We start from the raw sequence: 23,263 nt of genomic DNA, 5'->3' as shown, positions 1-23,263 counted from the left end.
AAGGGGGATCCGTGGCGCGGCGCCTCTCCCCTGCGGGCTAACGCGTGGATATGTGAGGCTTTCGCCGCTTCCGCCGGCAGCGTGAGGTGACAGCGCGAGGCCGCCCGTCCTAAAAAGGGAACGACGGCGGCCGGGGTGGCCGGCGCAGCCTTCGGGCCGAAGCCAGAGCGCGATGAGCGACAAGGACAATCCTTCGCCGACCGACACGCGCCGGCCGTTCCGCGCCACGCGGCGCGGCTTTCTCGCGCTGGCCGGCTCGGCGACGCTGGCGGCCTGCTCGGGCGGGCCGGATCTGGGGCAGCCGCAGGCGGGCCTGCCGGCACCGCAGATGCCGCCGGAGGGCGCCCCTGTCGCCGGCACGGGCACGCCCGTCGCGCTGATCCTGCCGCTCGGCGCCAGCGGCAACGCCGCCGCCGTGGCGCTGGCGCTGCGCAACTCCGCCGAGATGGCGCTCACCGAGTTCTCCGGCGCCCGCATCCGCCTGATCGTGAAGGATGACGGCGGCACCGGGCCGGGCGCGCAGGCGGCGGCGAGCCAGGCGCTGGACGAGGGCGCGCGCGCCATCATCGGCCCGCTCTTCGCCCATTCGGTCGCCGCCGCCGGGCAGGTCGCCCGCCAGCGCAGCGTGCCGCTGGTCGGCTTTTCCACCGACACCAATGTCGCGACGCAGGGCGTCTACCTGCTCAGCTTCCTGCCGCAGACCGATGTCGAGCGCGCCGTGCGCTACGCGATCTCGACCGGGCGCCGCTCCTTTGTCGGGCTGGTGCCGGACAATGCCTATGGCTCGGTGGTGGAAGCCTCCTTCCGCGAGACGGTGCCGGCCGCCGGCGGGCGCGTCGTCGGGCTGGAACGCTACGCGGCCGGCCAGTATGCCGAGGCCGCGCGCCGTCTCGCCGGCTCGCTGGTGCAGGCGGACGCCGTGTTCCTGCCGGACGCGGCCGACGCCGTGCCGCAGGTGCTGCAGGCGTTCACCGCCGCTGGAGTGAACCTCAACGGCAAGCAGCTCATCGGCACCGGCCTGTGGGATTCGCCGGCGCTGTTCGCCAATCCGGCGGTGAATGGCGGCATCTTCGCCGCGCCCGACCCGGCCGGCTTCCGCGCCTTCGCCGCCCGCTACCGCGCCCGCTTCGGCCGCGAGCCGGTGCGCACGGCCACGCTCTCGCACGACGCGGTGTCGCTGATGGCGGCGCTGGTGAACTCCTATGGCGAGAACGGCATCACCGACGCGGCGATCCAGAACCCCTCGGGCTTTTCCGGCGTCGACGGCATTTTCCGCTTCCGTGCCGACGGCACCAACCAGCGCGGCCTCGCCGTGATGCAGATCTCCGGTGGCGCGGCCAGCATCATCAGCCCCGCCCCCCGCAGCTTCGCGCAGGGGTGAGGGACGGAAGATAGGCGGCTCCGAACCGTTGGAGCGCCTACGCCGCCAGATCGGCAACGATGGCGTCGAGTACGGGCAGGCCGGCGGAGGTCGCCCGCAGCCGGTCGCCCGGCAGCGTCTCCACCATTCCCTCGTCCAGCAGCGAGGCGAGGCGCGCGGCGTCGAAGTCGCGCCCGGCGAGACGGGTGAATCGCGCGCGGTCGATGCCTTCGATGAGGCGCAGCCCCATCAGCAGATACTCATCCGCCTGCTCGGCGCGCGAGAGCGGCTCGTCGACGATGACCCCGTGCCCGTCCGCCTCGACGCGCGCCACCCATTCCTCCGGGCCGCGCTCGGTGGAGGTGGCCAGGCGCCCCTCCGGTGTGTCGAGCCGGCCATGGGCGCCGGGGCCAATGCCGGCATATTCGCCGTAGCGCCAGTAGAGCAGGTTGTGGCGGCTCTCCGCGCCGGGCCGGGCGTGGTTGGAAATCTCGTAGGCCGGCAGGCCGGCCGCGTGCGTGGTCTCCTGCGTCACGTCCCACAGCGCGCGGGCGACCTCGCTATCCGGCACGATCAGCCGGCCGGCGCGGTGCAGGGCGGCGAAGGGCGTGCCCTCCTCGATGGTGAGCTGGTAGAGCGAGAGGTGCTCGCAGCCCTCGGCGATGGCGCGGCGCAGCTCGGCGGCCCAGTCCTCCGGCCTCTGGTCGGGGCGGGCATAGATGAGATCGAAGGAGACGCGCTCGAAGGCGGCGCGGGCGACCGCCACCGCGCCGAGTGCTTCATCCGCCGTGTGCATCCGCCCCAGCGCCTTCAGCGCGGAATCGTCCAACGCCTGAACACCCAGCGAGACGCGGTTGACGCCCGCCATCCGGTAGCCGCGAAAACGCCCGGCCTCGACGCTGGTCGGGTTGGCCTCCAGCGTCACCTCGGCCGTCGCGTCGAGCGGCCAGGCGGCGTCGATGGCCTCCAGAATGGCGCCAACTGTGCCGGGCTCCATCAGCGAGGGCGTGCCGCCGCCGAAGAACACGCTATGGGTCCGCCGCTGGCCGATGCGCTCGCGCGTATGGGCGATCTCGGCCCGGAAGGCAGCAAGGAAACGCGCCTGATCGGGCGGGGAATGGCGGACATGCGAGTTGAAGTCGCAATAGGGGCACTTGGCCTTGCAGAACGGCCAGTGGACATAGACGCCGAAACCGGGATCGGCCGGCGGGGGAGCCGCGAGGGCGGTCCGCCCGGCCGGGCTATGGGCGCCGTCAGTCAAACGTCGCCCCGAGGCAGGCCTGCGCCAGCGCCATGAAGGCGCGGGCGCGGTGCGAGAGGCCGTCGCCGAGCGGCGGCAGGCCGTGCTTCTCGGCGCCGGTCATCTCGCCGAAGGTGCGCGGATTGTCCTCCGGCTGACCGTCCGGCTGGAACATCGGGTCGTAGCCGAAGCCGGCCGGCCCGCGCGGCGGCCACACCAGCGTGCCGTTCACCACGCCCTCGAAATCCTCGACATGGCCGTCCGGCCAGGCGAGGCAGAGCGCGGAAATGAAGAAGGCGCGGCGCAAATCCGGCAGCTCGGCGCCGGCCTCGCGCAGCTCTTCCTCGACGCGGGTCATCGCCGCCATGAAGTCCTTTTCCGGCCCCGCCCAGCGGGCGGTGTAAAGCCCCGGCGCGCCGCCGAGCGCCTCGACGCACAGGCCGGAATCGTCGGCGAAAGCGGGAAGGCCGGATGCCGTCGCCGCCGACAGCGCCTTGATGCGGGCGTTCTCGCCGAAGGTCAGGCCGGTCTCGTCGGGCTCGGGCAGGCCGAGATCGCCGGCCGAAACCGCGTCCACGCCATAGGGCGCCAGCAGGCCGCGCATCTCCTCCAGCTTGCCGGGATTGTGCGTGGCGATGACGATGCGGCCTTCCAGCCGGCGGGGCGCGGGCGCACTCATGACACGGCGAGCTTCTGCAGGTCGACCAGCTTGCCGATGCCCTTGCGGGCTAGGCCGAGCATGGCGTTGAACTCGTCCTCGGAGAAAGGCGTCTTCTCGGCGGTGCCCTGCACCTCGACGAAGCCGCCGGAGCCGGTCATCACGAAGTTCACATCCGTATGCGCCTCCGAGTCCTCGGCATAGTCGAGGTCGAGGCGCGGCTCGCCGTCGATGATGCCGCAGGAGACGGCGGCCAGATGGTCGCGCAGCGGCACGGTGGGGATCATGCCACGCGACTTCATCCAGCTCAGGCAGTCGTGCAGCGCGATCCAGGCGCCGGTGACGGAGGCGGTGCGGGTGCCGCCATCGGCCTGGATCACGTCGCAATCGACGGTGATCTGGCGCTCGCCGAGCTTTTCGAGGTCGACCACCGCGCGCAGCGAGCGCCCGATCAGGCGCTGGATTTCCTGCGTGCGGCCGGACGGCTTGCCGGAGGTGACCTCGCGGCGGGTGCGCTCATGGGTGGCGCGCGGCAGCATGCCGTACTCGGCCGTGACCCAGCCGCGCCCCTGCCCCTTGAGCCAGGGCGGCAGACGCTCTTCCAGCGTCGCGGCGACCAGCACATGGGTCTCGCCGAACTTGACCAGGCACGAGCCTTCCGCATGGCGCAGCACGCCGCGCTCGAAACTGACGGCACGCATCTCGTCGGGCTGGCGGCGGGAAGGGCGCATGCGGCATCTCCTGAAATTCTTGGCCGGAACGAGCCCGGCGGCGCCGTCTTGTAAGGGCCGGACGGCCCGGGTGCAATCGCAGGGACCGCAGCTCGCTTGAACATGCCGCCCGATTACCGAGATAATGGGGCTGCCGCCACCGGCTCAGACGACGACAAGCGACAGGCACCCGATGCCCCTTGATCCACTGCTCGCTTCCAGCGCTCCCTCGCTCGCCCGGCTCGACGAACGCTCGCGCGAAATCTTCCGCCAGATCGTCGAGACCTATCTGGCGACCGGCGAGCCGGCGGGGTCGCGCAACATCTCCCGCCTCATTCCGATGACGCTGTCGCCGGCCTCGGTGCGCAACGTGATGGCGGACCTCGAGGCGGCAGGGCTGATCTTCGCGCCCCATACCAGCGCCGGCCGCCTGCCGACCGAGCGGGGCCTGCGCTTCTTCGTCGACGCGCTGCTGGAAATCGGCGACGTCTCCGAGGACGAGCGCAATTCGATCGAGACCCAGGTGCGCGCCGCCGCCCGCGCCCAGACGGTCGACGGTGTACTGGCGGAAGCCTCGAACCTGCTCTCCGGCCTGTCGCGCGGCGCCGGCGTCGTCACAGCCGGCAAGACCGATGTGCGGCTCAAGCACATCGAGTTCGTGCCGCTCGACGCCAGCCGCGCCCTGCTCATCCTCGTCTCCGAGGATGGCGAGGTGGAGAACCGGCTGGTGCCGCTGCCCAAGGGCCTGCCGGCCTCGGTGCTGGTGGAGGCGACCAATTTCCTCAGCTCGCTGACGCGCGGGCGCACCATCGCCGAGCTGCGCAGCGAGGTGGAGCGCACGCTCAGCGCACGCCGCGCCGAGCTCGACGAAGTGACGGCCCGCGTGGTCGAGACCGGGCTGGCGAGCTGGTCCGGCGGCGAGAAGGCCGACCGGCGGCTCATCGTGCGCGGCCAGACGCGGCTGCTGCACGATCTGCGCGCCATCGAGGACCTGGAGCGGGTGCGGCTGCTGTTCGACGACCTCGAAGCCAAGCAGGAGGTGGTCGACCTGCTCGGACGCGCCGAGGAGGCGCAGGGCCTGCGCATCTTCATCGGCTCGGAGAACAAGCTGTTCTCGCTGTCGGGCTCCTCCACAATCGTCGCCCCCTATCGCGACGGTCAGGGCCGGGTGGTCGGCGTGCTGGGTGTGATCGGCCCGACCCGGCTGAACTATGCCCGCATCGTGCCCATGGTCGACTTCACCGCCCGCGTGGTGAGCCGCGTGCTGGCCGGGTCGGGGACTGACGCGGCTTGATTTTTCCGGTGTTCGACCCGATATGGCGGGCGTCCGTGTGTCAGGCACGCACGGGCAAATCCCATTTCCCGACGAGGTATCCATGAGCGACGAGAACCGCACCCCGGCTGATCCGACCGATGTGGCGGCGGAGACGACCGCCGCAGCCGGCGAAGCGCCCGCGGCGACGGAAGACCTCGCCGCCCAGTTCGCTGCCGAAAAGGAGCAGCTGGAGGCCGAGATCGCCACCCTGAAGGACAAGTTCCTGCGCGCCTTCGCCGAGGCCGACAATGTGCGCCGCCGCGCCGAGCGCGAGGTCGCCGATGCCAAGGTCTACGGCATCACCGGCTTCGCCCGCGACATACTCAACGTCGCCGACGATTTCGAGCGGGCGCTCGGTGCCATCGACGACGAGGCGCGCGCCAAGGCCGAGGGCGTGCTGAAGACGGTGCTGGACGGCATCGACATCACCTCCCGCGCGCTGACGCAGACGCTCTCCAAGCACGGCGTGGCGCGCATCGAGGCGGAAGGCTCGAAGTTCGACCCGAACCTGCATCAGGCGATGTTCGAGGTGCCGAATGCCGAGCTTCCCTCCGGCACGGTCGTGCAGGTGATCCAGCCCGGCTACAAGATCGGCGAGCGCGTTCTGCGCCCGGCGCTGGTCGGCGTGTCGAAGGGCGGCCCCAAGGCGGCCCCGGCCGAGACCCCCGCCGCCGAGGGCTGAGGGCCGCGACGGCCACCTTTCGACGTCATGCCTTGAACAGGCATCGGCGGAAGACGTGGATCCCCGGGTCACGCCCGGGGATGACGAGGATTCCGGGCCGGAAGCGTCCCGGGCCCGGGGCGTCAGCGCAGCTCGATGCCGTCGCGCAGGCCGCGCATCGAGCCGAACTCGGCCTCGAAGCTGTCCGTCGGCGCGACGCCGACCATGCGCAGATAGCCCGTGCGCCCGAAGCGCAGCCACTGCACGACCTTCACCGGCTTGTCGGATTTGGCGTCCAGCGCGTTGCCGATCAGCTCGAACCCGGCCTGGCCGCCGATGCGCAGCGGGCCACCGCGCTCGACGCGCAGTTCCTTGATGCCCGGCACGGAGGCGATGGCCCGCTTGGCGACGCTCTCGCGGTCGTCCTCGCGGATTTCGCCCTGACCGACCGCGACGATGAAGAACGGGTCGTCGCCGAGTTCCGGCTTACCGGCATCGGCACGCGTCAGCAGCACGGCGCTGTTGCCGAGCACCTTGAGCACGCGATAGCCCTCCATCTGGTCGATGGTGAAGGGCAGGCGGGCCAGCAGTTCCTGCGGCGAAGGCGGCGCGCGGAAGACGACGGTGCGCAGGGCGTTCTCGATGGTCGCATCCGGGTAGCGCGCGGAGACCGCCTCCGGGAACTGCACCGTCACCATGCCGGTCTGCTCCTTGCCGCCGGCGAGCAGGATCCACTTCTTGAGCGCCGCGCTGCCGACGGTCTGGTAGCCCTTGAGCAGCACCGCCTTGATGCCGTCGGCAAGCTCAATGTCGCGGCGCTCCTCGACGGTCACGCCCTGGCTCTGCAACTCCTGCGGCGCGAAGCTGGCGGTGATCTCCTGGAAGGCGGGCTTGGGCATCTCCAGCACGAGGATCGACGCCTTGGTGGCACGGTCCTGGAAGCCGGGTACGCCCGGAATCTCGACCATGCCTTCCGGCGGGACGAGCCCGATCGTGCCCTGATTGGGGAAAACCGCCTGAGCGGCGGCGGGAAAGCTCAACGCCACCAGCGAAAAGGCGGCAAGGGCGGCACGGACGAAACGACGCATTCGCAATCCTTCGGGTTTCACAACCGCAACTTCGCCTTTTCTGCGGGTCCATCAAGGCAGAATTTCGCTGGAGGCGCCCGGCCGCACCCGCCGTAACGTCAGATTGATGCGGCCGGGCTGGCGCAGCAGGGTCGAACTGTCGGGCAGAATGCGGTCAATGCCATGGAAGGCAAGCCGCGCCGGGCCGGACAGCACCAGCACATCGCCCGAGGCGAGGCGGACCGAGCGGGTGGGCGCGCGGCGTGTGGTGCCGCCGATGCGGAACACCGCGCTGTCTCCCAGCGAGAGCGAGAGCACGGGCGCCGAGAACTCCTCCTCGTCGCGGTCCTGGTGCAGCCCCATGCGCGCGCCGGGCGCGTACCAGTTGATCAGGCATGCCTCCGGCCGCAGCGCCGTGCCGGCCAGCGCGTCCCAGGCCACCAGCAGCCGCGCCGGCATGGCGGGCCAGGGCTCGCCGGTCTCGGGATGGGTCGGCTGGTAGCGGTAGCCGGTCGTGTCCGAGACCCAGCCGAGCGGGCCGCAATTCGACATCCGCACCGAGAAGGGCTGGCCGGTCTTCGGCATGCGCGGCGTGAACAGCGGCGCGCGCGCCAGCACCTCGCGCAACTCCTCCGCCAGCGCCTCCTGCCCCGCCCGGTCCAGCCAGCCGGGCCAGTAGAGGCAGCCGGGCACGATCTCCACCGGTGCGCTCATCTCAATTTCCGTCATCCCGGCCGAAGGGTAGCGCAGAGCCGGGATCGTTGGACATTCCGGATCGTCACGCGGTCCCGGATGCGGCCTGCGGCCGCTCCGGGACGACGACGACCACTCTCACAGTTTCCTCAGCGCCACCGCCTCGACCTCGTGATCGCCGCCCTTGCGCAGGATGAGGTCGGCGCGCTGGCGGGTGGGCAGGATGTTCTCGGTGAGGTTCACGAGATTGATCGAGCGCCAGATGGCCCGCGCGGTGGCATCCGCCTCGGAATCGGAGAAGCTGGAATAGCGATGGAAATAGGCCTTCGGGTCGCGGAAGGCGGTCTCGCGCAGGCGCATGAAGCGCTCGACATACCAGCGTTCCAGGATCGCCTCGTCGGCGTCGATGTAGATCTTGAAGTCGAAGAAGTCGGAAACGAAGGGAATGCCCTTGCCGTCCTTGGGCGGTCGGCTGGTCTGCAGTACGTTCAGCCCCTCGACGATAAGGATGTCCGGCTGGTCGACCTCGACCTGGGCGTTCGGCATCACGTCGTAGTTGAAATGGCTGTAGACCGGCGCGCGCACCGGCCGGCGGCCGGCCTTGATGTCGGTGAGGAAGTGCAGCAGCGCCGGCAGGTCGTAGCTTTCGGGGAAGCCCTTGCGCCCCATCAGCCCTTCCTGCTCCAGCACCGCGTTGGGCAGCAGGAAGCCGTCCGTGGTGACGAGCGCGACCTTCGGGGTGTTGGGCCAGCGCCCGAGCAGGGCCTGCAGCACGCGCGAGGTGGTGGACTTGCCGACCGCGACCGAGCCGGCGACGCCGATGATGTAGGGCATCTTGCCGTCCTGCTCGGGGCCGAGGAATTTCTCCATCGACCGGAACAGCTTCTGCGTCGCGCCGACATAGATCGACAGAAGGCGCGACAGAGGCAGGTAGATTTCCTCGATCTCGGGCAGCGACAGGCGGTCGTTGAGACCCTGCAGGCGCTGGATCTCCTCCGGCTGAAGCGGCTGGGGCGTGTCGGCGCGCAGCGCGGCCCATTCGGCACGGCTGAAATTACGGAAGGGCGACAGCCCAACCTGGTCGAGCTTCAATTCCATGGCTGCGTTTCCCGGCTCGCCTGGACATTCTCGGCGCCAGGCGTTGGTCGACCGTATACCACTTTTCGGCGGTCGATGATACCGCCCGGCCGGGCCGGCATCCGCTCCGGAATCCGATGGCCGGCGACCGCCTCAGCCCTTGGGGCGGGACGCCTTTTCCTCGAGGCCGGAACGGCTCGTCCGGCGACCCAGTTCCGCATAGACGTCTTCCAACGACACGCCACGCGCCTGAAGCAGCACGAGGAGATGGTAGAGAAGATCGGCGCTCTCCGATACGACCGCTTTGGTATCGGGTCCGACCGCCGCCAGCGCCGTCTCGACCGCCTCCTCGCCCAGCTTCTGGGCGCATTTGGCGACGCCCTTGGCGATCAGCGCGCGTGTGTAGGACGCCTCGCTGTCGCTGGCGGCGCGGCGGGCGACGATGGCGGCCAGATCGTCGAGATCGATGCGGGTTGCGTCCTTCGCCATCGCGGCCTCCCTAGAAATCGCCGCCATTGAGGCGGACCGGCAGACCGGCGTCGGCCAGGCGCTGCTTCGCCTCGCCGATGGTGAAGGTGCCGAAATGGAAGATCGAGGCCGCCAGAACGGCCGAGGCGCCGCCCTTGGCTATGCCGTCGACCAGATGGTCGAGTGTGCCGACACCGCCCGAGGCGATCACCGGCACCACGACCGCATCCGAGATGGCGCGGGTGAGCGCGAGGTCGAAGCCCTCGCCGGTGCCGTCGCGGTCCATCGAGGTCAGCAGGATCTCGCCGGCCCCCAGCGCCACCACCTCGCGGGCGTATTCCACCGCGTCGAGGCCGGTGCGGTTGCGCCCGCCATGGGTGAAGATCTCCCAGCGGTCCGGCTCGCTCATCCCCGACACTTTCTTGGCGTCGATGGCGACGACGATGCACTGCTCGCCGAATTTCGCGGCCGCCTCGCGCACGAACTCCCGCCGGTTCACGGCGGCGGTGTTGATCGACACCTTGTCGGCGCCGGCGTTGAGCAGGGCGCGAATGTCCTCCACCGTGCGCACGCCCCCGCCGACGGTGAGCGGCATGAAGCACTGCTCGGCGGTGCGGCTCACCACGTCGATCAGCGTCGAGCGGGCCTCGACGCTGGCGGTGATGTCGAGGAAGCACAATTCGTCCGCGCCGGCGGCATCATAGGCCTTGGCCGCCTCGACGGGATCGCCGGCGTCGCGCAGGTCGACGAATTTGACGCCTTTGACGACGCGCCCGTCCTTCACGTCGAGGCAGGGGATGACGCGGACCTTGAGCATGGAATCCCCGCTTGATGTCGCGCCCGCCGCGCTCATGCCGGCAGCCCCGCCACCAGCGCCAGCGCGGCACGGGGGTCGAGGCGGCCATCATAGAGCGCGCGGCCGGTGATGGCGCCTTCGAGCTTGGCGGCGCGGGGCTCCAGCAGCGCCTTCACGTCGTCGAGCGAGGCGAGCCCGCCCGAGGCGATGACCGGAATCGACACGGCGTCCGCCAGCGCGATGGTGGCGTCGAGGTTGAGGCCCTTGAGCAGACCGTCGCGGGCGATGTCGGTGTAGATGATGGCGGCGACGCCGGCATCCTCGAAGCGGCGGGCGAGCTCGGTCGCCTCCAGATCCGAGGTCTCTGCCCAGCCTTCCACCGCCACGCGGCCGTCGCGCGCGTCGATGCCCACCGCGACGCGGCCGGGGAATCGGCGCGCCGCCTCCTTCACAAAGGCCGGGTCGCGCACCGCGGCGGTGCCGAGGATGACGCGGGTGATGCCCTTCTCCAGCCATGCCGCGACGCCGGCGAGGTCGCGAATGCCGCCGCCGAGCTGCACCGGCATGCCGACGGCCTCGAGGATCCGCTCCACCGCATGGGCGTTCACCGGCTTGCCGGCGAAGGCGCCGTCGAGATCGACGATGTGCAGATAGCGGAAGCCCTGGCTCTCGAACTGTGCCGCCTGCTGGGCGGGATCGTGGTTGAAGACGGTGGCGCGCGCCATGTCGCCCTGCTGCAGGCGCACGCACTTGCCGTCCTTGAGGTCGATGGCGGGAAAGAGGATCACGGCGTCCATTTCAGGAAATTGGCGAGCAGAGCGAGGCCGAGGCGCTGGCTCTTCTCGGGATGGAACTGGGTGCCGGCGATGTTGTCGCGGCCGACCATCGCGGTGATCTTGCCGCCATAGTCGCTGGTCGCAATCACCTCGCCCGGATGCGCGGCCTTGAGATGGTAGGAGTGGACGAAATAGGCGTCGAGGCCCGAGGGCCCCGTCGGTATGCCGTCGAGGATCGGGTGGGGGCGCGCCACGTCGAGCGAGTTCCAGCCCATATGCGGGATCTTGAGCGCCGGGTCGGAGGGCTCGATCTTGACCACGTCGCCCGCGATCCAGCCGAGGCCGGCGGTCTCGCCATGCTCCAGGCCGCGCGTGGCCATGAGCTGGAGCCCGACGCAGATGCCCAGGAACGGCCGGCCGCGCGCGATCACCGCCTCGGTCAGCGCCTCCACCATGCCGGGAACGGCATCGAGGCCGCGCCGGCAGTCGGCATAGGCGCCCACCCCCGGCAGCACGATGCGGTCGGCGCGGCGCACCACCTCGGGATCGGCCGTCACCAGCACGGACTTGCCGGTAGCGCTCTCGCGGGCCGCGCGCTCCAGTGCCTTGCCCGCCGAGTGCAGGTTGCCGGAACCGTAGTCGATGAGGGCGACGGGCACGGGCGCGGTCATCGGCTGGCCTCCGGGAACAGGCCGAGCACGGCGGGCTCGGACCGGCGGACCGGCGAGGGCACGGGTGACCGCGACCACAGGGCGACCGGAAGGAACGAGGCGCCGCCGCCGGTTCCGGCGAGACGGGCGTCGAAATAGCGCTGCTCGGCCGCCTCCAGCCGGGCCGCGACGACGCTGCCGGCCTCCTCATAGCCGCGCGCGGCGAGCGAGGCGTGGCGCAGGCCCGAAAGCTGCACCGCCACCGCCACATTGGCGACGAGGAGAAGCGCCAGCGCTTCGAAATCGAGGTCGAGCGCGAGCACGCCCGCCACCACCGCGCCCTGCACGAACAGATACAGGACCAGCGCCAGCCACAGGCCATGGCGCAGCAACACCAGCGGCGCGAGCAGAAGCGCGCTCCACGCCGTGCGCTCGGGCACGAAGACGAAGCCCTCGGCCCAGCGAAGGGTGGTGTCCGCCTCGTCCGCCCCGTGGGGCTCGAAGACTGTCCAGACCGCCATGATGTTCCCGTCCGCTCTCAGCCGCCGAAATCAGCCACCAAGGCTGCCCTTGGTGGAAGGGATTTCGCCCGCCGCCGCCGGATCGATCGCCACCGCCGCGCGCAGCGCCCGGGCGAGGCCCTTGAAGCAGCTCTCCGCAATATGGTGCGCGTTGACGCCGTACAGCGTCTCGACATGCAGCGTCAGCCCTGCATTGACGGCGAAGGCCTGGAAGAACTCGCGCACCAGCTCGGTGTCGAACTCGCCGATCTTGGGCGCGGGGAACTCGGTGCGGAAGACGAGGAAGGGCCGGCCGGAAATGTCGAGCGCGACGCGGGTCAGCGTCTCGTCCATCGGCAAATGCAGGCTGGCATAGCGGGTGATGCCGCGCATGTCGCCGAGCGCCGTCCTCAGCGCCTGGCCGAGCGCGATGCCGACATCCTCCACCGTGTGGTGGAAGTCGATGTGCAGGTCGCCCGTCGCCTCGATGTCCATGTCGATGCGCGAATGGCGGGCGAGCAGGTCCAGCATGTGGTCGAAGAAGCCGACCCCGGTCGCGATCGTCGCCTTTCCCGTGCCGTCGAGATCGATGGCGAGGCGGATCTGCGTTTCCTTGGTGGCGCGGGTGATGCTGGCCGTGCGCATGGCGAGGGGCTCCCGGAAGAGCGCGCGTCTTAGCAGCTAACGTCTTGCGATGCCACAGCGCTCTGTGACACAGTCCGATTCGTCGGGGGGCACGGCAATACTGAGTAGCTTGCCGGGAGCCGATGGTATTATGGGACTACGAACCAATTTTGATCTTCTGGTGCGAAAGCGCCGCGTAAATCTTCTGACCCACCACAAATGCGCAAGCACTTGGCTACTTGGCGTGGTCAACCGCATCGCGCGCGAGAACGGACTTAAATACCTTCACTCGCAGTATGGAACGGCCGTTCCCTCGCGCAAACACCATGTTTCGCTGCTGATCAACGCGATCTATCCGACGGTCGCGCCGCAGCTGGACGTGCCGTCCTTCCACATCATCCGCAATCCGCTGAGCATTATCGCCTCGGCCTATTATTCCCACCGCACCACGCATTCGACCGAGGGCTGGGACGTTCTGGAGAAGCAGCGCGCGCTGCTGCAGTCGACCGACAAGACGACCGGCATGATGCTCACCCTCGCCTTTCTGGAGGCGGCCGAGTTCTATCCCGGCACGCCGGGGCCGCTGCACGGCCTGCGGACCTGGAATTTCGACGACGGGCGCATCGCCACGATCCGCATGGAGGACATGGTGAAGGATGTTCCCGGCTTCCTGCGGCGCCTGGGCGCCAGCCTGGGGGACGGCCTCGTCCTGCCCGCCGCCGACGAGTTCAGCTTCGAGGCGATCGCCGGGCGCCGCGTGGGCCAGGTGAACGATTCCTCCCATTATCGCTCCGGCGATGCCGAGGGATGGCGCGCCGAGCTGCCGCCCGCCGTCGTCGACTATGTCTGGGCGCAGTTCACCCCGCTGATGGAGCGCTACTACCCCGAAGCCCGGCCCGCCTGAGGGCGAAGGCCGCTCGCCGTCCCGGCGCGGCGAGTTGCGCTGGGGCGGGGAGGGCTTAAGTAAGGGCTCTCGACGGCCTCGACCCACGCCCTTCGCCCCGACAGCAGAGCCCTGCATGAGCCATTCCCCCGACACGATCTACGGCACCACAATCGTTTCCGTCCGCAATGGCGGGCGCGTCGCCATCGGCGGCGACGGGCAGGTGACGCTCGGCAACACGGTGATGAAGTCGAACGCCCGCAAGGTGCGCCGGCTCGGCAAGGGCGACGTCATCGGCGGCTTCGCCGGCGCCACGGCGGACGCCTTCACCCTTTTCGAGCGGCTGGAGGCGAAGCTGGAGCAGTATCCCGGCCAGCTTCAGCGCGCCTGTGTCGAACTGGCCAAGGACTGGCGCACCGACCGTTACCTGCGCCGGCTGGAAGCGATGATGATCGTCGCCGACGCCTCGGTGACGCTGGTGCTGACCGGCACCGGCGACGTGCTGGAGCCGGAGGGCGGCATCGCCGCCATCGGCTCGGGCGGCGGCTATGCGCTGGCGGCCGCGCGGGCGCTGGCCGACAGCGGGCAGGACGCCGAGGCGATCGTGCGCCGGAGCCTTTCCATCGCCGCCGACATCTGCATCTACACCAACCAGAACGTCGTGGTGGAGACGATCGGGTAATCCGCGCCCCCTCGTCCCGGACGCCGAAGGCGATCCGGGACCGCTTTCAGGCTCTGCCCGCCTCGGCTTACGATCCCGGCTCTCCGCCCTTCGGGCTCCGGCCGGGATGACGGCTCCAATCAGAAGACCGGATTCATGACCAGCTTCTCGCCCCGCGAAATCGTCTCCGAGCTCGACCGCTACATTGTCGGCCAGCACAAGGCCAAGCGCGCGGTCGCCATCGCCCTGCGCAACCGCTGGCGGCGCCAGCAGCTTGAAGGCCAGCTGCGCGAGGAGGTGCTGCCGAAAAACATTCTGATGATCGGCCCCACCGGCGTCGGCAAGACGGAAATCTCCCGTCGTCTCGCCAAGCTGGCCGGGGCGCCCTTCCTCAAGGTCGAGGCGACCAAGTTCACCGAGGTCGGCTATGTCGGGCGCGATGTCGAGCAGATCATCCGCGATCTCGTCGAGATCGGCATCGGGCTGGTGCGCGACGTGCGCCGCAAGGGCGTCGAGGCGAAGGCGCATCTGGCCGCCGAGGAGCGGGTGCTCGACGCCCTCGTCGGTGCCACCGCCTCGCCCGGCACGCGCGAGAGCTTCCGCAAGAAGCTGCGCGACGGGCTGATGGACGACAAGGAAATCGAGATCGAGGTCTCCTCCGGCGGCGGCCCCGGCATGCCGATGTTCGAGATTCCCGGCATGCCGGGCGCGCAGATGGGCGCCGTCTCGCTGGGCGACATGCTCGGCAAGGCCTTTGGCGGGCGCTCCAAACCGCGCCGCGTCACGGTGAAGGACGCCCACCCGCTGCTGCTCTCGGAAGAGGCCGACAAGCTGATCGACCAGGACGCCATCGTGCAGGAGGCGATCCGCTCGGTGGAGGAGAACGGCATCGTCTTCCTCGACGAGATCGACAAGATCGCCGGCTCCGAGCGGCGCGGCGGCGCCGACGTCTCCCGCGAGGGCGTGCAGCGCGACCTGCTGCCGCTGATCGAGGGCACCACCGTCTCGACCAAGCACGGCCCGGTGAAGACCGACCACATATTGTTCATCGCCTCGGGCGCCTTCCACGTGTCGAAGCCTTCCGACCTGCTGCCCGAGCTGCAGGGCCGCCTGCCGATCCGCGTCGAGCTGGAGGCGCTGACCCGCGAGGATTTCCGCCGCATCCTCACCGAGACCGAGGCCAGCCTCGTCAAGCAGTCGGTGGCGCTGATGGGCACGGAAGGCGTCACGCTGAGCTTCACCGACGACGCCATCGAGGCGCTGGCCGACATCGCCGTTCAGGTGAATGCCAGCGTCGAGAACATCGGCGCGCGGCGGCTGCAGACGGTGATCGAGCGGGTGCTGGACGAATTGTCCTTCACCGCGCCGGACCGTTCGGGCGAGAGCGTGACGGTCGATGGTGCCTATGTGCGCGAGCGCGTCGCCGACCTCGCCGGCAACACCGATCTGAGCCGCTACATACTCTGAATCGGCTCCGTAACGACGACCGTGAGCCGACTCACGGTTTCACGTGAAACGGGAACGGGGCGTCATCCCGGTCGCCCCAGTATCTTCAGCCGGCCAAGCAGCTCGGCCACCGCCTCGGGCGGCAGGGTGGCGATCTCGCGGGCGAGCAGATTGGCCAGTTCGGTCGCTTCCGGGGAGAGGCCCGACGTGTCGACCACGACGCGCGGATCGGAGATTTCCGCCAGCAGGCGCAGCGCCTCGGCCTCGTCCCAGATCACGTTGAAATAGGCCATGATGCGCTGGAGCAGCATGAAGGTCGGCTGGCCGCGCTTGCCGTGCTCCAGCGCCGAGAGATAGGCGGCCGAGACGCCGATCTGGCCGGCCATCTGCGAGAGCGTCACTCCACGCTCGGCGCGCATCTCGCGCATGCGGCGGCCGAACGGGGTCATGACCGGCCCTCCCGCGTGCGGCGTACCCGGACATAAAGCGCGCCCTCGCCGCCATGGCCGCGCCCGGCGGTCTCGAAGCCGACCACCACGGCGCGCAGCTCGGGCGCCGCCAGCCATTGCGGCACCAGCCGGCGCAGCACGCCGCGCCCGCCCTCGCCGGCCAGCACATGCGGCCCCTCGCCGCCCTTGCCGGTGATCACCAGCACAAGCCCATGGCCGGCCCCCTGGGCGCCGCGCAGGAAGGCGATGAGCCGGCCATGGGCGGCGGCCTGGGTCAGCCCGTGCAGGTCGAGCCGCGCATCCACCTCGGCGCCGCGCGAGAGCCGGCGGCGCAGCTTCGGCTCGAGCGGGGCGAGCGCCGGCGGGCCGGGGCGCGGCTTGGGCGCGGGCGAGGCAGCGACGGGCTTCGGGGGTTTCGGCTTTTCCGCTTCGGGCGGGATCGCCTCCGGCGGCGGCTCGGCCGCCTCGGCAAGGCGCGGCAGCGGCTTGAGCGGCTGGATCGAGCGGGTGACATGGTCCCACAGCGCCCGCTCCTCCGCCTGGAGGGGGCGGCGGCGGCGCGGACGCCCGGACCCGCTTTCGCCCGCGCTCATGGCGTCGCCACAGCGGCGGGCACCGCCGGCCGCACGGGCGGCAGCGGCACGTGGCGGCGCGCAGGATCGAGTGCGCGTGGCAGCAGCACGAAGAAATCGCCCGGATGCTGGATGCGGCCCGCAATGGCGCCCGCTTCGGGTCCGGCGCCGAAGAAGATGTCGGCCCGCGCCGGCCCGATGATGGCGGAGCCGGTGTCCTGCGCGATCATCAGCCGCTCGAAGGGCTCGACCGCCCCGTCCGCGCCGGTGGGCAGCGCCGCGTCGATATAGAAGGGCGTGCCGTAGACATGGATCGTCTTGTCGACGGCGATGGAACGGCCGGCCGTCACCGGCAGCCCCTGCGCGCCGATGGCGCCGTCATCGCCCTTCAGCTCATGGGCGACGCGGAAGAAGATGTAGGAGCGGTTCTGCCGCATCAGCTCGCGCCCTTCCTCGGGATGGGCGGCGATATAGGCGCGGATGGCGTCCATCGACATCTTCTCGCGCGGCACCAGCCCGCGCTCGATCAGGAGACGCCCGACCGGCGTGTAGGGCTGGCCGTTATGGCCGTCATAATTGAGGCGCAGCACCTCGCCGTCCGGCAGGCGCACGCGCACCGAGCCCTGTATGTGGGCGAAGAAGGCATCGGCCGGGTCACGGATCCAGGCGACCTCAAGCCCCTTGCCCGCGAGCGCGCCGTCCTCGATGGCGGGGCGGTCGAAATAGGGCACGAGCCCGCCATCGACCTTGCGGAACGCCTGGCCCTTATTGGCCGGCGGCCCGTCCTTAGGCGGTGCCTCGACCACAAGATCGGGCGGGCGACGATAAAGCGGGGTGGCGAATTCGGCGGAGGGCGTGCGTGCGCCTTCCACCTCCGGCTCGTAATAGCCGGTGAGGAAGCCTTCCGTCCGCTCCAGCCCGGCGATGCGGAAGGGGCGGAATTCTTTCTCGAAGAAGGCCCGGGCCCAGGCGTCGCCCGGCTGTGCCGGCAGATGCGCGGCGCGGGCGCAGACCGAACGCAGGGCGGTGAAGACCGGGCGCGGCGGCTGCACGAGATCCGGCCTGGCGGCGATGCGCGCGCAGCTGCGGCGGAAGGCGGCGAAGGCGGCCGCGTGGTCGTCGGCCGGCCAGCCGGGCAGCGCCTCGAAGCTCGACGGTTCGAGGGCGGCCTGCGGAAACAGGACGGGAGGGGGCGCGGCAGCGGCCAAAGCGAGACCCGAGCCGGCGAACGGACCCGGCCCGGCAGGCGGCAGCGTGCCGGTCAGGAGACCGGCGGCAGCAAGGATGACGAGATGGGCGCGCACCCCGTCATCTTCTCACGAAGCCGCTTCGGTAGCGACCAGCTTCCAGTTCGGGTCGCGGGCGCCGAGTTCGCGGGAGAAGGTCCACACATCGGTGACATCGGCCACCTGCTCGGCGTCGCCGTCGATGACGGCACCCGAACGGTCGCGCGTCGCCGAGATGAGCTGGGAGTGGAAGCGCACGGTGATCTGCGCGGAGCGGCCCTTGGCGCCGGCCTCGATGATTTCGGCCTTCTCGACGCCGACGAACTGCGTCTCCATCGTCTCGCCGCGCTGCTCGCGCTCGGCGATGGCGGCGGAGAAGCCGTCGAAGACGTCGCGGGCCAGCAGGTCGCGCAAACTGGCGCGGTCGCCATTGGCGAAGGCGACGACGATCATCTCATAGGCGGCACGGGCGCCGGTGAGGAAGTGCTGGGCGTCGAAGCCCTTCTCCTGCGCGGCGATGGCGTCGAGGCCGTTGGCCACCGCCGAGCCGACCTCGGCGACGCCGGCCCAGCGCGCGGGCGCCGGCTCGTCGCTGTCGGCGGCGGGCTCGACCGGCTCCACCGGCTCGGGAAGCACGGGCTTCTCGGCCGTGCCGGGGAAATTCACCACCTTGTCGGAGGCCCCGGCCGGAGCCTTGGCGGCGTCGCGGCGCGAATAGGGATCGTAGGGCGGCCGCTCGCGCCCCGTCCGTTGTCCCAGCACGCTGCGCAGCCGTATGAAGATGAATACGGCGAGGGCCAGGAAGATGATCGTATAAATATCGAACACGTCGCAGTTCGCCGTTCTGTACCGCCGCCGGAGCCGTCTTCCGGTGCTTCGTTGACTGACATGTGGTGCGTGCGCGGCCCGTTCCAAGGCGGTACGGTCCCGGCACCTTCCATGACCTATTTACGACGTCCGGCCGATTTCGCCACCCCGTTCCATGACGCTGGGTCATCACGTCCGGCGGCGCACGGCCGATCATCGTGCGTGGACAGTAGAGCAAGCGAAGCCGCAGCGCCAACCCGGCCGCGCCGGGGCGGTCGGCTTGTGACCGGCGGTCAACCGTGTTAGCGACACCCGCCCGAATGCCCAAGACCGTCTGCGGCGGATGCACCGACCCAGCGGCACCATGCGCCGGCGCCCCAACGGGCCCGACCGGCGACCCCACGGAGATTTCAATGGCCGAGACCGAAAACGCCGCGACGCTTCCGACGCTGCAGGTGCTGACCCAGTACACCAAGGACCTGTCCTTCGAGAATCCGGGCGCGCCGGAATCGCTGGTGGTCAAGGGCCAGCCGCAGATCGGCATCCAGATCAACGTCAATGCCCGCCCGGTGCGCGAGGGCAGCGAATACGAGGTCGAGCTGAAGATCGAGGCGAAGGCCGAGTTCGGCGGCAAGACCCTGTTCGCGCTCGAACTGGTCTATGCCGGCATCTTCCGCGCCCAGAACGTGGCGCAGGAGACGATCCACCCCTTCATCCTGATCGAATGCCCGCGCATGCTGTTCCCCTTCGCGCGCCAGATCGTGTCCGACACCGTGCGCAATGGCGGCTTCCCGCCGCTGCTGATCGACCCGGTGGACTTCGTGACGCTCTACCGTCAGCGCATGGCGAAGACCGCGCCGAGCGGCGTGCTCGCCTCCTGAGCGGGCGCTTTCCCGACGACGAAAAACGCGGCCGGCAGCCTCAGCTCTCGGCCGCGTAGTCCTTCCAGATGGCGCTGTCGCCCAGCGTGGCGACGAAGGCCTCATGCGCGGCGGCTTCCGCCGCACTGACGCGCGGCGCCAGCGGGCGCGGGCGCTGCTGGGGCACCGCGACGCTGCCGACCGCGACGCTCGCCCCCGTCTCCGCGACGGAGAGGCTCAGCGCCGTCTGCTTGCCCCCGCACAGCTCCGCATAGACTTCCGCCAGCAGTTCGGAATCGAGCAGCGCCCCGTGCTTGGTGCGGCGCGAGCTGTCGATTCCGTAGCGCGCCATGAGGTCGTCGAGACGATTCGACGCACCCGGATGACGGCGCCGCGCGAGGGACAGCGTGTCCACCACCCGGTCGAAGGTGAGCGCGGGGCGGGCCACCTTCGCCAGCTCGGCATTGATGAAGCCGATGTCGAACGCCGCATTGTGGATCACCAGCGGGTCGTTGCCGATGAAGGCGAGGAAGTCCTCCACCACATGGGCGAAGAGCGGCTTGTCGGCGAGGAACTCGGCCGACAGACCGTGCACGTTGAACGCCTCGACCGGCATGTCGCGCTGGGGGTTGAGATAGACATGATAGACCTGCCCCGTCGGGATGCGGTTGAGGATCTCGACGCAGCCGATCTCGACCAGGCGGTCGCCGGTCAGCGGGTTCAGACCCGTCGTCTCGGTATCGAGAACGATCTCACGCATCGCCAACTTCCTTCCTGCCGATTTTCTCGCGCAGCCTGTCCAGCAAGGCCGCCACCTCGGCGCGGGCGTGGTCGAGCCCATGCCCGGTGTCGATCACATAGTCGGCGCGGCGGCATTTTTCCGAATCGGGCACCTGCCGCGACAGGATCGCCGCGAATTTCGCCTCGGTCATTCCCGGCCGCGACAGAACCCGCGCACGCTGCACCGTTTCCGGCGCCGTGACCACCACCACCGCGTCGACCCGGCCCTGCGTGCCGTTCTCAAACAGCAGCGGGATGTCGAGCACGGCGATATCCTCGCCGGATGCTGCGGCGCGGGCGAGGAAATCCTGCTCGCGGGCCCGCACCAGCGGATGCACGATGGCTTCCAGCCGCTTCATCGCCGCCTCGTCGCCGAGCACGCGGGCGCCGAGCAGGGTGCGGTCGATCCGCCCGCCGACGGTGACGCCGGGAAAGGCCGCCTCGACCGGGGCCACCCCTTCCGCGCCATAGAGCGCGTGCACGGCAGCGTCCGCATCGTGCACCGGCACGCCGAAGTCGCGGAAAATGCCCGCCGTGGTCGACTTTCCCATGCCGATGGAGCCGGTGAGGCCGAGCCGGAAGGGAAGCCTCGCCGTCACGTCAACTGACCCTTGGCGGCGAGATCGGCGAGGACGAGGGCGCGCAATTCGGGCGTGACCTGCGGGCGCACGCCGAACCAGCGCTCGAAGCCCGGCACCGCCTGGTGCAGCAGCATGCCGAGCCCGTCCACCGTGGCCAGCCCACGCGCCTTTGCGGCCTTGAGCAGCGGCGTCTCCAGCGGGACATAGACGATATCGGTCACCAGTGCGTCCGGCGACAGCGCCGCCAGATCGATGTCGAGCGGCGGCTGGCCCTTCATGCCGAGCGAGGTGGTGTTGACCAGCAGCCGACAGCCATTGAGCCGGCCGGCGAGGTCGCGCCAGTCGACCGGCAGCACGGCGGGACCGAACTGCTCGCGCAGCGCCTCGGCGCGGGCGCGGGTGCGGTTGGCCACCACCACGCGGTCGAGCCCACGGCTGACGAGCCCGTAGACGACCGCCCGCGCGGCGCCGCCCGCGCCCAGCACCACCGCCTCGCCGAGCGCGCGTGCCCAGTCCGGCTCGGCGGCGTCGAGATTGGCGAGGAAGCCGTGGACGTCGGTATTGGCGCCGTGCAGGCGGTCCTCCTCGAGCCACAGCGTGTTGACGGCGCCCAGCGCCTGCGCCACCGGATCGCGATAGGTCGCGGCGCGGAAGGCGGCCTCCTTGTGCGGCACGGTGACGTTGGCGCCGACGAGGCCGGAGGTGGCGAAATCGGCCAGAAACCCCTCTATGGCCTCCGGTGCCACGTCGCGCAGGCCGTAATCGCCGTCGATGCCGTGCTGCCGCAGCCAATAGCCATGGATCAGCGGCGAGCGCGAATGGGCAACGGGATGGCCGATGACGGCGGCGCGGCGGGTTCCGATGGGGCGTGTCACAGCAGAACTCCGAGGCGGCGCAGAAAGGCAAGCAGCGGCAGAAGCGGCAGGCCGAGGATCACCGAATGGTCGCCCTCGACCCGCTCGAACAGATGGATGCCCAGCCCTTCGAGCTGGTAGCCGCCGACGCTGGACAGTACCGCCGCGCCGGCAGTGTCCAGATAGGCGTCGAGGGCGGCGGCGTCCAGCGGGCGCATGGTCAGCGCCGCGCTCTCCACCGTCTCGAACAGGACCGCGCCGTCGTGGGCGAGCGCCAGGGCGGAATGCAGATGGTGGGCCCGGCCGGAGAGGCGGGCGATCTGGACGCGGGCGCTGGCACGATCCGCCGGCTTGTGGAAGACCTCGCCGCCCAGTGCCAGCGTCTGGTCGGCGCCGATCACCAGCCGGCCCGGATGCAGCGCGCTGCCGGCGAGCGCCTTGGCCCGTGCCAGCACGCGGGCGACCTCGCGCGGACCTGCTCCGCCGGCGACCGCCCCGGCTTCCAGCGCGCGCTCGTCGACATCGACGCTCGTTGCCTCGAAGGGCAGTCCGGCGCCGGCGAGAAGCGCCCGGCGGGCGGTGCTCTTCGAGGCCAGCACAAGCGCGTCATTCCCGCGCCAGAGCGGATTTTCCGGCATCGTTTCAGGCATTCGTCTGCTCGGCGAGCTTGCGGCGGTGCTCCTGCAGCAGGCCGATGATGGCTGCCGCCGTCTCCTCGATGGAGCGGCGGGTAACGTCGATCATCGGCCAGCCATGGCGCGCGCACAGCCGGCGCGAGAAGGCGATTTCCTCGGCGACGCGCTCGCGGTCGATATAGGCGTCGGCGGGCTGGGCGGCATTGAGCCCGAGCAGGCGGTTGCGGCGGATTTCCACCACGCGGTCGGCGCTGGCGACGAGGCCGACCACCAGCGGACGGCGCAGTTCCGACAGGCCCGGCGGCACCGGAAGGCCGGGCACCAGCGGGATGTTGGCGGTCTTGATGCCGCGATTGGCGAGATAGATGCTGGTCGGCGTCTTGGACGACCGCGAAATGCCAAGCAGCACGACGTCGGCCGCTTCCAGCCCGTCCACATGCTGGCCGTCATCGTGCATGACGGTGAAGTTCATCGCGTCGATGCGGCGGAAATAGTCGCCGTCGAGCTGGTGCTGGCCGCCCACACGCGGCTCCGGCGCGCCGCCGAGATAGGCCTGGAAGAGCTGCACTACCGGCGCCAGCACCGACAGGACCGGGATTCCGTTGTCGCGGCAATAGGTCTTCAGCCGGTCGCGCAGTTCCCGGTCGGTCAGCGTGTAGAGCACGATGCCGGGATATTCCTCGATGGCCTGGATCACCTTGTCGAGCTGCTTGTGCGCCCGCACCAGCGGGTAAATGTGCTCGATGGGCTTGAGATTGTACTGCGCCGCCGCCGCGCGGCCGACGCTCATCAGCGTCTCGCCGGTTGAATCCGACACGAGATGAAGGTGGTAATAGCTCTCCGACGGGCGGGAAGCGTCAGTCACGCCGGTCATCCACAGGGCTGTGCATAGAGGTGGAACAAGACATGCCCGG

Annotated in this window: 28 protein-coding genes; 7 read left to right on the top strand and 21 right to left on the bottom strand. The window is 70.0% G+C overall.

The features are described 5' to 3' along the window. Positions 1 to 172 precede the first annotated feature (172 nt). Positions 173 to 1,381 (top strand): penicillin-binding protein activator, encoded by a 1,209-nt coding sequence (locus tag GBB76_RS12975; RefSeq protein WP_152303690.1) that lies wholly within the window; start codon positions 173 to 175, stop codon positions 1,379 to 1,381. Positions 1,382 to 1,418: 37 nt separating this feature from the next. Here GBB76_RS12975 and hemW read toward each other — a convergent pair whose 3' ends face one another. The 3 genes from hemW to rph are packed head-to-tail and all read right to left on the bottom strand — an operon-like array spanning position 1,419 to position 3,989. Continuing rightward, positions 1,419 to 2,621, bottom strand: coding sequence for a radical SAM family heme chaperone HemW (gene hemW / locus GBB76_RS12970; protein WP_152303689.1), 1,203 nt, complete (start codon positions 2,619 to 2,621; stop codon positions 1,419 to 1,421). Continuing rightward, positions 2,614 to 3,279: a non-canonical purine NTP pyrophosphatase gene (locus tag GBB76_RS12965; protein WP_152303688.1), complete on the bottom strand. Its 666-nt coding sequence runs from the start codon at positions 3,277 to 3,279 to the stop codon at positions 2,614 to 2,616. Before GBB76_RS12965 ends, hemW begins: the two co-directional genes overlap by 8 nt. Continuing rightward, complete coding sequence (gene rph / locus GBB76_RS12960; protein ID WP_152303687.1) at positions 3,276 to 3,989, bottom strand: ribonuclease PH; 714 nt, start codon at positions 3,987 to 3,989, stop codon at positions 3,276 to 3,278. Before rph ends, GBB76_RS12965 begins: the two co-directional genes overlap by 4 nt. 172 nt (positions 3,990 to 4,161) lie before the next feature. Here rph and hrcA point away from each other — a divergent pair, with 172 nt between their 5' ends. Together hrcA and grpE are read left to right on the top strand one after the other, a co-directional pair. Beyond that, a complete protein-coding gene (gene hrcA / locus GBB76_RS12955) occupies positions 4,162 to 5,262 on the top strand; it encodes a heat-inducible transcriptional repressor HrcA (protein WP_152303686.1) in 1,101 nt (366 codons plus the stop codon). Between the two features lie 82 nt (positions 5,263 to 5,344). Further along, positions 5,345 to 5,965 (top strand): nucleotide exchange factor GrpE, encoded by a 621-nt coding sequence (gene grpE, locus GBB76_RS12950; RefSeq protein ID WP_152303685.1) that lies wholly within the window; start codon positions 5,345 to 5,347, stop codon positions 5,963 to 5,965. A gap of 122 nt (positions 5,966 to 6,087) precedes the next feature. Here grpE and GBB76_RS12945 read toward each other — a convergent pair whose 3' ends face one another. From GBB76_RS12945 to hisB, 9 genes are all read right to left on the bottom strand, one after another. Beyond that, the gene (locus GBB76_RS12945; RefSeq protein WP_152303684.1) at positions 6,088 to 7,032 is read right to left on the bottom strand and encodes a hypothetical protein; all 945 of its coding nucleotides are present in this window, start codon (positions 7,030 to 7,032) and stop codon (positions 6,088 to 6,090) included. Positions 7,033 to 7,083: 51 nt separating this feature from the next. Then, the gene (locus GBB76_RS12940) at positions 7,084 to 7,725 is read right to left on the bottom strand and encodes an alpha-ketoglutarate-dependent dioxygenase AlkB (protein ID WP_152303683.1); all 642 of its coding nucleotides are present in this window, start codon (positions 7,723 to 7,725) and stop codon (positions 7,084 to 7,086) included. 117 nt (positions 7,726 to 7,842) lie between these two features. Continuing rightward, positions 7,843 to 8,802 (bottom strand): type I pantothenate kinase, encoded by a 960-nt coding sequence (gene coaA / locus GBB76_RS12935; protein WP_152303682.1) that lies wholly within the window; start codon positions 8,800 to 8,802, stop codon positions 7,843 to 7,845. 132 nt (positions 8,803 to 8,934) lie between these two features. Continuing rightward, on the bottom strand, positions 8,935 to 9,270 hold the full coding sequence (locus GBB76_RS12930; protein ID WP_202911100.1) for a phosphoribosyl-ATP diphosphatase: 336 nt from the start codon (positions 9,268 to 9,270) through the stop codon (positions 8,935 to 8,937). 10 nt (positions 9,271 to 9,280) lie between these two features. After that, positions 9,281 to 10,066, bottom strand: coding sequence for an imidazole glycerol phosphate synthase subunit HisF (gene hisF, locus GBB76_RS12925; protein ID WP_152303680.1), 786 nt, complete (start codon positions 10,064 to 10,066; stop codon positions 9,281 to 9,283). A gap of 32 nt (positions 10,067 to 10,098) precedes the next feature. Next, positions 10,099 to 10,842: a 1-(5-phosphoribosyl)-5-[(5-phosphoribosylamino)methylideneamino]imidazole-4-carboxamide isomerase gene (hisA, locus tag GBB76_RS12920; RefSeq protein WP_152303679.1), complete on the bottom strand. Its 744-nt coding sequence runs from the start codon at positions 10,840 to 10,842 to the stop codon at positions 10,099 to 10,101. Beyond that, entirely contained in the window at positions 10,830 to 11,492 is a 663-nt protein-coding gene (hisH, locus tag GBB76_RS12915) for an imidazole glycerol phosphate synthase subunit HisH (RefSeq protein WP_152303678.1), read from the bottom strand. Before hisH ends, hisA begins: the two co-directional genes overlap by 13 nt. After that, positions 11,489 to 11,992 carry a DUF2628 domain-containing protein gene (locus GBB76_RS12910; RefSeq protein ID WP_152303677.1) on the bottom strand — a complete coding sequence of 168 codons (504 nt, stop codon included), beginning with the start codon at positions 11,990 to 11,992 and terminating at the stop codon, positions 11,489 to 11,491. Before GBB76_RS12910 ends, hisH begins: the two co-directional genes overlap by 4 nt. A 30-nt stretch (positions 11,993 to 12,022) precedes the next feature. Continuing rightward, positions 12,023 to 12,616 carry an imidazoleglycerol-phosphate dehydratase HisB gene (gene hisB, locus GBB76_RS12905; protein ID WP_152303676.1) on the bottom strand — a complete coding sequence of 198 codons (594 nt, stop codon included), beginning with the start codon at positions 12,614 to 12,616 and terminating at the stop codon, positions 12,023 to 12,025. A 223-nt stretch (positions 12,617 to 12,839) separates the two neighbouring features. Here hisB and GBB76_RS12900 point away from each other — a divergent pair, with 223 nt between their 5' ends. The 3 genes from GBB76_RS12900 (at position 12,840) to hslU (ending at position 15,606) form a co-directional block, all read left to right on the top strand. Then, a complete protein-coding gene (locus GBB76_RS12900) occupies positions 12,840 to 13,499 on the top strand; it encodes a sulfotransferase domain-containing protein (RefSeq protein ID WP_162375588.1) in 660 nt (219 codons plus the stop codon). A gap of 115 nt (positions 13,500 to 13,614) precedes the next feature. Continuing rightward, positions 13,615 to 14,160 (top strand): ATP-dependent protease subunit HslV, encoded by a 546-nt coding sequence (gene hslV, locus GBB76_RS12895; protein WP_152303674.1) that lies wholly within the window; start codon positions 13,615 to 13,617, stop codon positions 14,158 to 14,160. Positions 14,161 to 14,295: 135 nt separating this feature from the next. Then, a complete protein-coding gene (hslU, locus tag GBB76_RS12890; RefSeq protein ID WP_152303673.1) occupies positions 14,296 to 15,606 on the top strand; it encodes an ATP-dependent protease ATPase subunit HslU in 1,311 nt (436 codons plus the stop codon). 62 nt (positions 15,607 to 15,668) lie between these two features. Here hslU and GBB76_RS12885 read toward each other — a convergent pair whose 3' ends face one another. Genes GBB76_RS12885 through GBB76_RS12870 form a run of 4 tightly spaced genes read right to left on the bottom strand, consistent with a single transcriptional unit; the run spans position 15,669 to position 18,660 of the window. Further along, a complete protein-coding gene (locus tag GBB76_RS12885; RefSeq protein WP_152303672.1) occupies positions 15,669 to 16,034 on the bottom strand; it encodes a helix-turn-helix domain-containing protein in 366 nt (121 codons plus the stop codon). Beyond that, a complete protein-coding gene (locus tag GBB76_RS12880; protein WP_152303671.1) occupies positions 16,031 to 16,627 on the bottom strand; it encodes a Smr/MutS family protein in 597 nt (198 codons plus the stop codon). Before GBB76_RS12880 ends, GBB76_RS12885 begins: the two co-directional genes overlap by 4 nt. After that, entirely contained in the window at positions 16,624 to 17,910 is a 1,287-nt protein-coding gene (locus GBB76_RS12875) for a murein transglycosylase A (RefSeq protein WP_152303670.1), read from the bottom strand. The genes GBB76_RS12880 and GBB76_RS12875 overlap by 4 nt, the downstream gene beginning before the upstream one ends. A gap of 12 nt (positions 17,911 to 17,922) precedes the next feature. Continuing rightward, positions 17,923 to 18,660 carry a Tim44/TimA family putative adaptor protein gene (locus GBB76_RS12870; protein ID WP_152303669.1) on the bottom strand — a complete coding sequence of 246 codons (738 nt, stop codon included), beginning with the start codon at positions 18,658 to 18,660 and terminating at the stop codon, positions 17,923 to 17,925. Between the two features lie 392 nt (positions 18,661 to 19,052). Here GBB76_RS12870 and secB point away from each other — a divergent pair, with 392 nt between their 5' ends. Continuing rightward, positions 19,053 to 19,520, top strand: coding sequence for a protein-export chaperone SecB (secB, locus tag GBB76_RS12865; RefSeq protein ID WP_152303668.1), 468 nt, complete (start codon positions 19,053 to 19,055; stop codon positions 19,518 to 19,520). A 40-nt stretch (positions 19,521 to 19,560) separates the two neighbouring features. Here secB and dnaQ read toward each other — a convergent pair whose 3' ends face one another. Genes dnaQ through GBB76_RS12840 form a run of 5 tightly spaced genes read right to left on the bottom strand, consistent with a single transcriptional unit; the run spans position 19,561 to position 23,223 of the window. Further along, on the bottom strand, positions 19,561 to 20,259 hold the full coding sequence (gene dnaQ / locus GBB76_RS12860; protein ID WP_152303667.1) for a DNA polymerase III subunit epsilon: 699 nt from the start codon (positions 20,257 to 20,259) through the stop codon (positions 19,561 to 19,563). Beyond that, positions 20,252 to 20,878: a dephospho-CoA kinase gene (coaE, locus tag GBB76_RS12855; RefSeq protein WP_152303666.1), complete on the bottom strand. Its 627-nt coding sequence runs from the start codon at positions 20,876 to 20,878 to the stop codon at positions 20,252 to 20,254. The genes dnaQ and coaE overlap by 8 nt, the downstream gene beginning before the upstream one ends. Beyond that, the gene (locus GBB76_RS12850) at positions 20,875 to 21,735 is read right to left on the bottom strand and encodes a shikimate dehydrogenase (RefSeq protein WP_246668911.1); all 861 of its coding nucleotides are present in this window, start codon (positions 21,733 to 21,735) and stop codon (positions 20,875 to 20,877) included. The genes coaE and GBB76_RS12850 overlap by 4 nt, the downstream gene beginning before the upstream one ends. Continuing rightward, a complete protein-coding gene (locus tag GBB76_RS12845) occupies positions 21,732 to 22,352 on the bottom strand; it encodes a Maf family protein (RefSeq protein WP_202911232.1) in 621 nt (206 codons plus the stop codon). The genes GBB76_RS12850 and GBB76_RS12845 overlap by 4 nt, the downstream gene beginning before the upstream one ends. 4 nt (positions 22,353 to 22,356) lie before the next feature. Further along, positions 22,357 to 23,223, bottom strand: coding sequence for a pyruvate, water dikinase regulatory protein (locus GBB76_RS12840; RefSeq protein ID WP_152303664.1), 867 nt, complete (start codon positions 23,221 to 23,223; stop codon positions 22,357 to 22,359). Positions 23,224 to 23,263 lie beyond the last annotated feature (40 nt).

It is taken from the genome of Ancylobacter sp. TS-1, assembly GCF_009223885.1.
Lineage (GTDB): Bacteria > Pseudomonadota > Alphaproteobacteria > Rhizobiales > Xanthobacteraceae > Ancylobacter.
This window is presented reverse-complemented; position numbering and strand designations above follow the sequence as displayed.